This window comes from Haloarcula argentinensis DSM 12282, assembly GCA_000336895.1.
GTDB classification, from domain to species: Archaea; Halobacteriota; Halobacteria; order Halobacteriales; family Haloarculaceae; genus Haloarcula; species Haloarcula argentinensis.
Map to the genome: position 1 here is coordinate 126935 of AOLX01000030.1, position 14134 is coordinate 141068.

Annotated in this window: 3 protein-coding genes and 1 pseudogene; all 4 read right to left on the minus strand. The window is 60.7% G+C overall.

Annotated elements, in window-relative coordinates; all coding sequences use genetic code 11:
- Nucleotides 1-7: 7 nt before the first annotated feature.
- Nucleotides 8-3652, minus strand: coding sequence for a UvrD-helicase domain-containing protein (locus tag C443_RS20240; RefSeq protein ID WP_005538799.1), 3645 nt, complete (start codon nucleotides 3650-3652; stop codon nucleotides 8-10).
- Nucleotides 3645-6833, minus strand: a complete 3189-nt coding sequence (locus C443_RS20245) for a PD-(D/E)XK nuclease family protein (protein WP_193363485.1) — start codon at nucleotides 6831-6833, stop codon at nucleotides 3645-3647. Before C443_RS20245 ends, C443_RS20240 begins: the two co-directional genes overlap by 8 nt.
- Before the next feature lie 102 nt (nucleotides 6834-6935).
- Nucleotides 6936-9851: a helicase-related protein gene (locus C443_RS20250; RefSeq protein ID WP_005538802.1), complete on the minus strand. Its 2916-nt coding sequence runs from the start codon at nucleotides 9849-9851 to the stop codon at nucleotides 6936-6938.
- A gap of 82 nt (nucleotides 9852-9933) precedes the next feature.
- Nucleotides 9934-14130: pseudogene (gene pglX, locus C443_RS20255) on the minus strand (BREX-5 system adenine-specific DNA-methyltransferase PglX).
- Nucleotides 14131-14134 lie beyond the last annotated feature (4 nt).

A 14134-nucleotide genomic window follows, 5' to 3' on the forward strand; every position in this document is an offset into this window, starting at 1 on the left:
TTCTGGGCTATTCCCACTCAGAAACCAATTCAACCATAGAACTGAGCTCAGATTCTATCTGGGAGTATTCGGTTGGCTCCCAGTCGAATCGCTCCTCGACACCGGCATCAGTGAATCGAAGAGACGCACAGACACTGCGGCTCCGGTCGTGCTGGAAGAGCGCTAGCGCGTAGGCGAGCATCTGGGGGCGATAGTGTTCAGCCAATCCGGCACTCGAGGCTTCCGAGAGGTCGTTCGTTTTGTAGTCGATAATACGGTAGCTGCCGGGGGTGACAAGCAATCGGTCGATATCACCAACAATCCGCGAGTCATCAAGCCGGGCAACGACGGAATACTCATCATAGGTCGCTTGGAGTTGTGTGTTGGCCTCCACGCGGTCTACAAATTCGACTGCATCTCCAGCGTGCTCGACAGCATCACGGAGGTCTGTTTCCGTCGGTTCTTCGCCGGCCATCCGGCTGAGACGCCGGATCAGTGTCGGCCACTCGTCTCTTGGTGGGCGGAGTTCGGTGAGTCGGTGGACGATCGTTCCAAACGTTGTCGGGCTCAGGCCGGCCGACTCTTCGCCACTCGTGTGACTATGACTCTCCCCGGATGCGTCCGCTACCGCCGTTACCAGCGTCGTCGCAGCGATTCGTTTCGCCGAAGCCAGCGTCTGTGGCAAGGGAAGCGATATCTCTGGCTCCGGGTTTTCGATGTCCTCGTCGGGGCCCCAGTCGACCGGACGCGGAGGTTTGCGAACCGTATAGCTGGCCTCCCCGATCTGTCCACGCGCCTGCCCCTCTCGGCTCGCTCGACGGAGGAGGTCCTCAGTGAGAAGCGACGGTTGAAGCCAGTCTCGCCACCGAGTTGCATCGTCGAAGGCAGGGGGATCTTCGAGTTCAATGATCCCGGTATCGTCAACGGTGATCTCGTGAGTTCCACAGAGCAGGAGGTGGTCTCGGGTCCGTGTACACGCAACGTAGAGGAGTCGTTTCGATTCCGCTCGCTCCTGCGGGAGCGACTGTCGATCGGCGTACTCGTGGACGGCTGTCTTCTCGATCGAGAACGCATCGCCCGGATTCGGTCCACCGACCGCTGGGACAGGGGGCGTGGTATCAGTACCCGAAACGAGTTGAACGTAGCCGTGGTCGTCGATAGAGCGACCGAAATTGAGGTCACTTCCGAGGTCGGGGACGGTGACGATCGGGAACTCCAACCCCTTCGCAGAATGAATCGTCATAATGCGGACACCCTCGGCGTCACCCGGAATATCTGCCTCCCCCTCGCGGGGATCGATTTCGGCTTGGCGGTCGATACGGTGGAGTAATCCAGCCGCGGTATGAACGCCGTTCTCGCTCCAGGTTCGGACCTGGTCACGGAACTTTTCGACGTTTGCGACGGCTTGCTGACCGCGTTCGTCAGCGCTCACGCTCGCCAGATACCCCGTGTCGTCGATAACCCGGGACAACAGGCGGTTCCACGGGAGGACGCCATCCTCGGACGGCGTCGCACAGCCGCTGAGGGTCCGCCACGTCGTGAGAAGGTCAAACGCGTCCGCGAGCTGTGGATCGTCCGTCTCGGCAAGCGCATCCCAGACTGAATCTGCCTTTGCGACAGCCGGTGCAAGTCGACCATCCGCGAATCCGAACAGCGGCGACCGAAGCACCCCGTAGAGGGAGATGTCGTCCTGTGGGTCACCGAGTACCCGAAGCAGGTTCGTGAGCGTCTGGACCTCGGGCGTATCGTAGAACCCGGCACCACCGACGACAGTGTAGGGAATGTCGTACTCCTCGAGCGCACGCTGATACCGATCCAGATGGGTTCGGCGGCGGAGGAGGATTGCCGTATCGTCTGGAGCGGCCTCGCGATGGACACCTGTATCCGGGTCTTGGACTGTCGGCGGATCGTCGAACAGGTGGGTCAGTCGAGCAGCGAGCGCTTGCGCCTCGGCCTCGATGGTGTGGTCAAGCGCGCCTTCGGCGACCGGGTGGTCGTCGCCGAAGAGTTCTCCCGCCGTGTCGGCATCGTCGGGGACAGCGAGATACTCGACGCTCCCGGTCAGTCCCTCGATATCTTCGACACGGTCGCGTTGCGTGGTCAACTCCTGCGGTGGCGCTTCGTACGGTTCGTGGGTATCTCCTTCCGGCTGGAACAGGGACTCGAAGAGTTCGTTCAGGAACGATAGCGGCTCGTCCAGTGTCCGGAAGTTCCCGGAGAGTTCAAGCGCCGTCGGACTCTCGGAATCGCTGTCGGTAACGTCGTCGACACCACGGGCTTCGTTGACGGCCTGAAGTTCTGCTCTCGCTGTCCCGAACGTCGTCACGTCGGCCCCACGGAATCCGTAGATGCTCTGTTTCTCGTCACCGACCAGGAAGACGTTCGACGCCGCCCCCTCCTCGACGCCCGTGAGGAGCTTGACTAACTCCCACTGGCGCGGGTCTGTGTCCTGGAACTCATCGACCATCACAGCCGCAAACTGTTCTCGGAGCCGCTCCGTGACGGCATCGTTGGTTCGCAGGAACTGAAGCGTCGTCTCGATCACGTCAGGGAAGTCGAGCGTATCACGGCGGTCCTTCTCGTCGGTGTAGGCTGTGAGGATATCGTCGAAGACCCGCATCAGGGCGAGCGCGTAGTGAGCGCTATTCGCTTCCAGTTCACCGGGCGTCGTCTCGACCGCATCCGCGTGCGGTTCGACGGCCGCGATGACCGCGTCGATGGCGTCCTTTAGATCGTCGTAGACGTCACCGTACTCACCCCAATCGTCCCGGTCACCGACGACGTACCCCGAACTGCTGTACAGGCCGCCGTTCTTCTTTTCACAGGCCTCGTACAGCTCGAGGATTGCGCGCTGACAGTCGCGTGAATCGCCTCCCTCGGGGTCGTCGGGGAGTGTCGTCGCGACCTCGGTGAAGGTCCGGTAGGCCCGAAGGCCGTCCTTGTCGGCGATAGCGCCCTCGCGGTCGACGCGGCCCGCGACCGTGCGTAGCTGCTCAAGGAGTCCCTCCGCAGACAGCGTCTGTCGAGCGTCGGCGACATCGAGGTCACAGACGACCTCCCAACAGATATCGACGTAGTCGTCGACGTCGGCACCACGCCATTCATCGAGGACGGCTTCGCTCTGGGGGCGCTCATCGAGTAATCCAGTGAGTACATCGACCAACTGGTCGCGGCCCCAGAGCTGAGCGAGAAGGGCGACATCCTCATCGTCCTGATTGCGTTCGAGGAACTCCGTCACGACTTCGCGCTGGAGTGTCGCGGCCCCGTCTTCGTCGAGCACGTCGAAGCCGAGTGGGACCGGGGCCTCGACGGCCCGTTCTCGCAAGAGCCGCGCACAGAACGCGTGAATGGTGTGGACATAGCCGTCTTCGAGGTCGTCGAGGACGGTTCGCCAGCGGTTGTAGGCCTCTGGTGAGTCGACAGCCTCGAGCCGATCGTACACCTCCTCCCGAACGCGCTCGGTCAGTTCGGCAGCAGCCTTTCGGGTGAAGGTGATCGTGACGATGTTCTCCGGCGTGAGCGACGGGTTTTCGGCCAGGATCGTCACGTAGCGCTCGGTGAGTGTTGTCGTCTTCCCCGTCCCGGCGCCGGCAGTGATCGCGACGTTCCGGCCCTGGACGAGCGCGTTCTCCTGTTCCGCTGTGAGCTGAATTTCCGCGCGGTCCTCAGTCATCGCTCATCACCGCCTCGATGTCCTCGTCGTCGCGAACACGGAGCGGGACGTACGCACCGTCGTCCTCGCGAACCTCGTCAACGAACTCCCGCTTGCGGTGGTGGCGGACATCGCACGCCCGTCGGTAGTCACAGTACCGGCAGTTCGCACCACGGGCCGACAGGAGCGTCGTATGGAACCGTCCGTTGCTGATCGCCTCGTCGATCTGGCCCAGCCACTCCGGAACGACATCATTCAGGAAGCGACGGAGTTCGACCTCGGAATCGAATTTCGACTCGACCCCGCGTGGAATCTTGAGGTCGTTGGGTGGTCGTACCTGGTAGTACGTCGCTGAGAGCGATCCCTGCTCGAACAGGTCACCGTCGACGACCTCGGCGGCGGCGAGTAGATAGATGGGGAGTTGGAACTTCGTTCCCCCAGTCGTCTTCGTCATATACGGTGCCCGCCCGGTCTTGTAGTCGTACAGCGTGAGCGTCGGTTGCTCACCGTCCCGGCTCACGTCAACGCGGTCGATGTAACCGCGAATCGAGACGATCGAGCCGTCCGGCCGTTCAACCGTGAACGGCCCAGCATCCGAGTCGGGAAGTCCCTCGCCGAAGGGGGCTTCGAACAGGTGTGGGCGGGCGGTGCCGTCCCGTGAGAGTTCGTTGTCGAGGAACGTGGCTAACAACCCCTGTTCCGGTGCGTCGTGGGGTTTGCTCCCGGCTTCGTACGGGGCGCTCTCATCGTCAGTGAGGCCCGCGAACAACTCCGCCTTCCACCGTTCGTAGAACAGCCCGTCGTACTCGAAGTCAGCATCCCGGAGTGCCTCGACGGCGATCTCGCGAAGGTGCGTCGCCAGGTCGTCCCGATCGAACTCGGCGAGATCGACGCCATCCTCGGTCTCGTCCTGTAGATCCGCAAAGAACCGTTCGAGGACGCCGTGAACGTACGACCCGGTTTCGAGGGGAGTAGGGACGACTTCGACATCATCGGGATCATCGATTCCGAGCACTTCGTCAGCGTAGAACTTGAACCCACACTCGACGTATCGCTCGATTCGACTCGCGCTGTAGGGTTCCCGTTCCGACGGAGGGTAGACCGCATCGACTGTCTCGGGTTCTAAGATGCCGTCATGTTCGGAGAGGCCAGCCGTTCCCCTGTTGTCCGCACAGTGTAGTCCTCGATCAGTGCGCTTGGTCTGCTCGGGGGAGAGGTCACCTCGGTCGCCGGCGCGGCTGACTGCCGCACGCCGGTCGGCCGTTGCAGCGACGTGCCGCTGGAGGTCTTCGCGGGAACCCACGCGGTCGTCGACGCCGTCTTCGGGGTCGATGCCGGTCACGCGCTGGAGTTCGTCGAGGACCGGCGACCGGACGACGGCGGATTCGTCGTCGCCCGTCTCCGGTGTGGTGATCGTGAGTTCGTCAACGTTCGCGAGCAGCGTCGCGAAGAGATAGCGGCCACGGAGCCGCTCGTCGCCAGTGTCGAACCGTGGGTGGGCGTCGGTCATCTCCTCGAAGAAGGCCGGACGTTCCGCCGTCACCGGGAAGTGCTCGGTCGTCAGTCCCACGAGGAACACCTTCTCGAACGAGCGCATCCGGGCGTCGAGCAGGCCCATCACTTCGACGTGACCATCGGCGGCGCGCTGTGGAACCCGGATCGGCACACCGTCGAACGCACGGGAGAACAGTGCCAACGGAGAGAGGTCACTATTGACCGCCGCCAGCGACTCAAACGAGGATAGGACCTCGTCCACGAGATCGTAGGCTCGCTGTTCGACGGCTTGCTCAGCACCGCTGGCGTAGTCATCTGTCGCCGCACCCAGGTCGAAGCGATCGTTCATCAGCCGTCGAAGCGTCTCGGTCGCATCCTCGATGTCCCCAGTTCGAAGCGTCTCCAGCGTGGCCAGCAGATCCTCGACCAGTAACGCGACCTCGCCGTCGATATCGTCGAGCAGGGGCGACACAGAAACGGTGTCGCGCCGGCGAGCAGCTGCCGTGACCGCGTTGGCTTGGTCGGTGTCGACGACGTCGACCAGCGGATTCGCCAACAAGGATGTGAGATCCTCAGCCCGCGGGTCAGGTTCGGCCAGGTTCAGCAGATCGTGAACGACGCTCCCGGTAAACGTCTGGTTCAACTGTGAGGCAGCTGTCGTGACGTGGGGAATGTCGAACGTTTCGAACGTATCCTCCACGTACCCCGAATAGGCCTCCGTCCCCGGGACGACGACAGCCAGGTCGTCGGGATCGCGACCAGTAGCCAACTCAGTCCGGAGCTCGCGAGCGACGAAGCGAATCTCGCGCTCGGGCGTCGGGAGTTCCCGCCATCGGAGCGCGTCTGGAACAGGGACGGCGTCGGGATCCGGGCGGTATAGCGACTTAGTGATCGTTCCGAAGGCTCGCCCGGACTCGTTGACGGGCTCGATATCTACTCTCTCAAAGTCGAGTGCTTCGTAGACCTCTAGGGCGTCTTGCGCCACTGCGTCGACCCCGCTCCGCCCGTCTTGGTGGAGCGGTAATAGTGCAATCACCGGGAGTTCGTCGACGATGCGTTCGATGAGGCGGCGTTCGACGGGACGGAACTCGTGATAACCCGAAAGGATGACGACGTCCAGTTCCGGGGAGAGGGCCGAGAGTGACTTCTCTGCCGTTGCGACGGCGTCGAACATCTCTCCCCGAGTACAGACCCACTCGTCGACGGAGTCGGCGTGGAGATCCCGATAGTGGCGGTAGGCGTCGACAGTGGCTGTCGCGATACGGTCATCGAGCGTGGAGCCCTCGAACTCTGCCGCCAGTGCGTCGGCAGTCCCGATGCCGGCGTCATCGAAGAGTGAAAAACGACTACTGAACGAATCCGCGAGAGCTGCTGAGGCAGGTTCACCGGCGAGGCTACCTGTCGTATCGGCTGTCGTTCTGTCGAGCGCGTACTCCGCAATCCGGCGGTTCAACTGTCCGGAGAGTGGTTTGACCGGACCGTGAAGATGCTCGTACCACTCACGAACGACTGCATCGAGTGTCTCGGCGCGAAGACAGAGCGGGTCGTATGTCGTGGCCCAATTGTCCGCAACTTCACTTCTACGAGCGTCATTCCGCGTTATATACAGGACGGAGCCAAGAAGGTCAGCACCCATCTGGTCGGCCCGTTCAAAAGCAGCTTGTTCCAAACGTGAATGTTGGGGACCAGTTAGAAGCGTATTGTTCATCGAATACTACTCAACAAGAGTTTCGGCTTACTTCACTTTTGCCGAGACAATCTCGTCAGCCGATAGGTACCTCGGCCACTTTAGCTACAGTACCCACTCAATTCAGAGTGGAAGCGTCAAGCAGTAGTTCTCAACCTCGGGCGCAAGGGAGATGATCTGCTCTCGACGTCGGAGTTCTTCACGACGTGTCTCGATTCGTTCTTCGAGCTGTTCGAGACGCTCCTGTTGGCCACGGATTGCGATATCCATGTCCGAGCCGGCGTCGGCTTTGCGCTCGTACTCCTCGATGAAGGACTCGATCCGTTCTCGTTCCGCCTGTGCGTACTCCTCGAGATTCTCCAGCTCCCGAGCGGTCTCCCCGTAACGCTTCTCCTGAAGATGGTTCTTGATCTCGTTGACCCGCACGCTCACATAGCGATCGGCGGCCGTCCGTAAGTCGGACTGAGCGTCGAGAACCGTCCGAAGGTCGTCGGCGTCGGGTTTTGCTGCCACCGAGTTGCCCTCGACCACACGTTCTCCGAGGGCCTGTTGGGCGTCCTCTTGCGCAGCATCGACGAAGACGGGGTTGGTCTCCTCGCGAATCACGTCGCCGGTGCCGTCCTCGAACGCCACGCGATAGTTGTAGGTGATCCCCGGCGTGTCGACGAATGGAAGGAGTTTGAGTCCAACCTCTCCGCGCTCGTCTTCCAACACGCGTGCCATGAGCCGCTGCAGGACGTCCGTATCAGGAGCGAGGTAGGTGATGTTCTCGTGATCCATCGCGAAGTCGCGGTCGAACGTGAACGGGCCGAACGTCGCGTCTTGGCCGGGCGAATTGATCCCGTCCGGTAGTTCGGCTTGATAGAGATTGGTACCGCGCTTTTCGAATTCGCCGCCGAAGGCTTCGACTGCTCGCTCGAAGAACTCGCGGATGTCACCCTCGCTTCCGTAGACGTTTTCCGACTCGTCGACGACCTCCTGAATCTGTCGGCGGCTCTCCGCGTCGAACGTGCTCGTATCGACGAGGCTCCGCTCGTACCACTCCTCGAGCGTTCGCTGACGCTCCTCGATCATCTCCTCAAGTTCCTCTTTGGTCGCACTCGGCGGTTCGTCGTTCTCAATGGACTCCATGATGAGCGAGTCCACGTCGATGTCGTCGAGGATGCCAAGCACGTCCGCTGTGTTTCCGAGCTGGGACCGGATCTCCTCGACCTTGGTTTGGAGCATTTCGAAGATCTCGCTCTCCCGGGTGTCGTCGAAGAGGAAGTTCCAGACCTTGACCTCCTCTTCTTGTCCATAGCGATGGATGCGTCCGATCCGCTGCTCAAGCCGGTTCGGGTTCCACGGAAGCTCGTAGTTAGCCATGATGTGACAGCTGTGCTGGAGATCGATTCCCTCACTCGCTGCATCGGTCGCGAACAGGAGTCGTGACTGGCCGTGATTGAACTCGTCTTCGATCCGGGTCCGTTCGTCCTTGTCAACGTCGCCGTGAATCACGAGAATCTCGTCGGCCCACGGCTCGTCTTGCACGAATTCGAGAAGGTAGTCCAGCGTATCGCGGTATTCCGTGAACAACAGGAGTTTTTCGTCTGGTTGCTCCTCGAGGAGCTGTGAGATGAACCGTCTGACTTTCTGGGCCTTGGAGTCGATCGGTAAATCCTCCGCCAGCGAGACGAGGTCGCGGAGTGTATCGATCTCCGTTTGGAGCTGTTCGTCGGTGCTGGTGACGGTCAGACCGGCGATCTCGTCTTCCGCGTGTTGCTTGTCGTCCTCGTCTAGATCCTCGCCATCGAGGTAGGCTCGTGCTTCCTCGGACAGACCGTCCGTTTCCGCCTCCTCGTCGAGGAGGTCGTCCAGTCGTCGACGGAGCGTTGCGTGAATCGCGCCGACGCTACTCACCAGCCGTTTCTGCATGAGCGCCATCGCGAACCCGACTGCGGGTTCGTTCAGCTTCTCCGAGCGGTTGTAGACGTTTTTGACGTAGTCGGTGACCGCCCGGTAGAACTGCCGCTCGTCGTGCGTCATCGAAACCGAGACCGAGTTGACCTCCCGGTCTGGGAAGACGCGTTCACCGTCCTCGTCGTAGATGTCGGTCTTCCCGCGACGGATCATTACGCGGTCGACTGTCTCCTGTGAGAGTTCCTGGTTTTCGGCGACGAGGAACGGGTCGATGTACTCCACGAGCGAGCGGAATGCCTCGCCCTTCCCGTCGTGTGGCGTCGCACTGAGAAGCAGCAGCGAGTCGGAGTTCCCCGTGACGGTATCAATCATCCGTGCCGTCTTGCTCGGTGATTTCCCCCGCTTTGCAGCCTTGTGAGCCTCGTCGACCACGACGACGTCCCAGAACGCGTCCCGGAGTGCAGGCCGAAACTCGTCCTGTCGCAGGAACGCCATGCTGGTGACGAGCCGCTGCTGCTCTTGGGCCCAGATGTTAGCCTCCTCGCCGAGCCGACGGCGCTCACCGTCCACCCACGCGCGGTCTGCCACGGTCAGGTCGATATCGAAGAAGCGGTCCATATCACGGATCCATTTCTTCTGGAGGTGGGCGGGAACGACGAACAGGACGCGGTCGGCGCGATTCCGTGCAGCGAGTTCCTTGAGGACGAGTCCCGCCTCTATCGTTTTCCCAAGCCCGACGTCGTCACCGATAAGCGCCCGCTGCCGGAGCTTCTGCATCACCCAGTTTACCGCGTCAAGCTGATACGGCTCCAGCCGAACGAGCGAGTTCGAGATGCTCAAGAGCTGTCCCTGCTCGTGGGCGAGTTTGAGTTTCGTCGCCTGCGTCCGGAGGTCGAACCACTGCGCTGCGACCGCATCGTGATCCGGGTGAAGGTCGTCGATTCGCTGGTTGGCCAACTCCTCGATGTCGGACTGCTGTGGCTGAATCCCTACATCGTCGAGACAGACAGTCTTGACACCTTCGCCGTCGATATACGCTCTCAAATATTCGATCTCGCCGACCGTCTGTGTTTTGATGACTTCAGCCGGCGTTCCGTTGAGAAGGATTCGTTGCCCGGGCGAGAATGAAGACTCCGTCATCGAGTGCTACGTGTTCCAAAACGGCATAGACTCTTGAACCTTGTCAGCCGGTCCCTCTGACGGCAATCGGTTCACAACTGCCTCAGAGTACTTTGTCTGCAACTACTTCCGGGACGATGTCTTGCTCAGCCAGCGGCGTGATGTTGATCGCGACGCCGTGTTTGTGGTTTGGCTGGTAGCCCGCAGTCACGACTTCTGAGAGCGCCCGTTCTTTCCAATCGCTGGAGATATCGGTTGTAACCTCGTCGCAGTTTGCAGCGATTTCGTCGGCCAGTTGCCGATACTCGTCAACGTCGGCCGCGAGTTCTGCGAGCAGTCGCTGCCGCTCGGCGACATCGCTATCTCCGATCTGTGACTGCCTGGCATCCTCGAACTGTTCGAAGTAGTACGTCATGAACAGGATCCCGTTGCTCGCGTAGTGTGTGGAGCCGACGAGATCGTCGTAGTACTCGAAGAGATCATAGAGGTGAGCTTCGACGGGTTCGGAACCAGCCTCGGCGTATGCTTCGAAGGCAGTCTGTAGGTCGTCGAGCGCATTGACCCACTCGTCTTTGTTCTCCTGTACGGTTTCGTAGAACGAGGGACTGAACAGATCTGCCATATCCACGTCCTTCAGATCGGCGAGGGTTTCGAGAGTGTCTAGCCGTGACGCTGTCCGCTCCCGGAACTCCTCGACGCGTTCGGCCGCCTCGGCCGCGCGTTCCTGATTCACGCTGGGCCAGTCACGCGGGTTGGCCTGCGCAAGGTCGCCAAGCCGTTCTTCGAACGCACTGAGCTGTTCGAGGCCGTTCTCACACTGGTCGTACTCCTCGGCGGCGGTGGCTCGTTCGGAAGTCGAGAGCGATTCGTCGTTACGACGGCTGTTAGCCGCCGCCTGTTGTTCGCGGAGGTGCGTCCGCCGCGGTTCGAGGTACTGGTTTTGCAGACGGTCGAAGATGCTCGCGTCCAATTGATGGTAATCGACGAGGCAGCCGAAGCCCTCGTCCGTGGCGTCGGAAACGAGTCGCTCGCTCGAGAGCCGCCAGAGGATCGGCGTTCGGTCGAACTCCGTGACGTGGTACTCGAACAGGTCGTCTTCGAGCCACGCCCGAAGGTTCGGGTACGCTTCGTCACTCGCACTTCGGTTCCCGAGTACCGCGTCGGCTTCCGCGAGGCGGTCGGTTGCGTGCTCGCCCCAGACACGTTCGAACTCCGCCTCGATGTGGGTCAGAAGGTCGTCCGTGCCGTCGATTTCTGAAAGCGGGATAATGCCGTCATCGGTGTCGTTGATCGCTCGGAGCGCGAAATGGAGCAGGAGGTCTTTGACCTGTTCCGGGAAGTCGCTAGCTGGCTCTGAGATGGCTGCTGGATCATACACCTCCTGTTCGCGCGGATCTTCGATAGTTCGGAGCGCGATCTCCTGAAGGATCGTTTCGCGCTGCGCATCGGTAATGTCGAAACAATCGAAGACGGCATCGTCGATGTCGTTCGCACAGGACTGGAGCCTTTGCTCGACTCGCGCCAAGTGTTTCGCGGCGGCCGTTCCGACCTGATTGAGCGAGTCTGCCGTGGACACAGTTTGTGCCGGGCTATCGAGCGAAAGCTCGCCCCGAAGTTCGCGGTGTGGATGATCGTACTGCGGTAGTGGGTCATCGACACCGAGTGCATTGAGCAGGACAGGCCCGTCGTAATGCGGCGACACGAAGTCGTACTGCCGCTTCGAGATGAGGTGTCCGACGGCTTCCCGGGCGAGGGTCGCCAGTTCATCAATGTCTTCGAGTTCTTTCCGCCACGGAACCTTCGAGACAAATCCGACCTCCCACATTCGCTCGGAGGTCTGTGCAAGCATTAAGTAAGTGAATAGATGGCTATTCGTGTACGATAGGGCGTTCCAGATAGCCCGGTCCGGAATCAGCACCGAGCCCTTGTGACCGAAGACGGACGAATCGTGGAGATACCCAAACCTCCGGCCGCTTCGTTTTGCGACGGTGTACGTCAATGATTAGTTGAAGTAGGCGTCTGTATTGCGGGGGTAGGATTTCGGGTATCTATCGACTTCCGTCCCGTCTTCGCCCCACAGGAGGGTGTTCTTTATTCGAGGCAACAGCCACGCATCAGCGCCCCCCTTCGCAAACGGGACCCACTCAGCGCCCCTGTCTTCCCAGAACTTATGGACGAACCGGGAATCGTCTGCGGTTGCGGTACCCTGTTTGATGTCACCCAGCGTCTCCCGTTCGTCTAAGCCCGCATTATCCGCGTCAAGAACGGTATCGGACTGATAGATACTTCGCAGGTCTCGTGACACCCAATAGGAAAGCGGCGTGCCGGGAACCATCGCAAACTCGGAAAGCTTTCGATGATAGAGTCGCTTGACACCGGTTTCAGAACCATCGAAAGACGCGCGGATGAATTTCCCTTCCTTCTCGCCCTTTGCAACATCCGGGAGGCGGATGAACGTCCCTGTCTGGCCGCTGTCTGCCTCGGAGCGAACAACAGTCCCGACAGTGCCGACGGTTGCGTTGTCGAGGATGTCGTATCCGAACTCCGAGAAGAAGTCGAATGCACCTCTCCCACCGACGAAATCCTCCCGGAAGGTCTGGAAGGACTTGTTGAACATGAACGACCACGGAACGAGCATCCCCGTGCGTCCGTCAGCTTTCGCCAGCCGATCACACGCCTCGAAGAAGTTGATGTAGTACTCCGTCGTATATTTGTAATTCCCGTTCTCTTCGATGTATTCCTGCACGGTGTCCGGCATTCGTCCCCCTGAACCATACGGTGGGTTCATCAGCGCCACGTCGTACGCTTGGCTTAGCACTACTAGCAGATTCAGGAAACTCTTGAGGTTCTGTTCGCTGAACGAATCTGACGAGCGCTCACCAACGGCTTCTCGAAGTGCCTTCAAGAAGGAGTTCAGTGACTGGTGTGTTCCGTCACCCCAGTCCGAGAGGTCCGTCTGCCCGCTCTCGAACACGTCTTCGAGTGTCCCACTCACGTCGAGCAGACTCCCAAGAGCTTCCGTGTGCTGGAACGTGTCGATGATGTCGCCCAGCGCATCACGCAGATCAGTTCCCTCGCCGGTGATGTCGTCCAGCACTGCTGCACCTTCCTCGACCTCCGCCACGCGGGCGTCCGCACAGACGATGTCGACATTGGGCATTTCGAACTGGCCGTCTTCCTCTTCGGTACGTGTTCTGGCCTTCAAATACAGATTGAACGCCGAGAGCTGACACGAGCGCAGGTCGATGTCGACGCCGTAGAGATTATGTTCGAGAACCTTCGCCGGGATCTCGGCGCGGTCGAGGTCGGTCTCGGCCCACCAGATGCGCTCCAGCACGTCGAACGCGTACAGCAGGAAATGGGCGCTCCCACAAGCGGGGTCGATGACCCGCAGTTCCGAGGGATGGTCGAACTCGGGTGCGTCGCCGGCCTCCTCGTCGGGGATAAGGTACGTACAGAGTTCGGGAACCGACGGGCTGTCTTCCGGCGTGACCAAGCGGTCCTTGCGCTCCTCTGGACTGAGTGCGTCCGGCTTCGGAACGGCGTCTTCTTGCCCAGTCGCTTCGAGATAGAGCTTGCCGAGCGAGTTGTCGGTGAGCATTCGGACGACCCAATGGGGTGTGTAGAACTGGTTCGCCGGCCCCACGTCTTCTGGTTCGAGCGTGTTCTTCGCGTCGAGTGCTTCGACGACGGGACGGTTGTAGTACTCGTAGACCCAGCCCAGTACGTCGTCGGCCCGCCAGACCTCGTCAGGAACCTCGTCCAGCATCCCACAGAGATCTTCGTAGGTGTCGTCGTCGGGGTCGATCAAACTGTAGGCGGTCGAGCGGTCGAAGAGAATCTCGATCTCCGCGGCCAGTTTGTCGCACGCGTTCCGATAGGCTTCGAGGACGGCCTCCTCTTCGAGCATGAAATCTTCGGTAACTAGCCGGTCGGCGGCCGGCGTGAGGCCGTCATCGCGGAAGGCCGTGACCTCGTCGTCGATGAAGTCCCGGACCTCCATGCAGCGAAGCGCGGCCAGCCGATTGACGACCGTGTAGCCAACGCCCGTAATGTACTGCTCGTGAGCGTCCTCCCAATCGTGACCATCGGCGGCTTCGAGTTCGATAGCTTCCACGAGGGTTTCCTGTGTCTCGCTCAGCGACGCGTCATCGGGACGGTCTGCCAGATCATACGCTTCGAGCTGGTACCGAACGTTCGCCTCGATACGGTCTCGCATCTCGGTGACGACAGCTTCGAGATGTTCGCGCTCTTCCTTGTCAAGTTGCGCCTTTCGCGGGCCCAGAGCGTTCCCGTCCATATGA

Coding starts and splice junctions, on each gene's coding strand:
- C443_RS20240 (WP_005538799.1), bottom strand. CDS start 3,652: ATGACTGAGGACCGCGCGGAAATTCAGCTCACAGCGGAACAGGAGAAC.
- C443_RS20245 (WP_193363485.1), bottom strand. CDS start 6,833: ATGAACAATACGCTTCTAACTGGTCCCCAACATTCACGTTTGGAACAA.
- C443_RS20250 (WP_005538802.1), bottom strand. CDS start 9,851: ATGACGGAGTCTTCATTCTCGCCCGGGCAACGAATCCTTCTCAACGGA.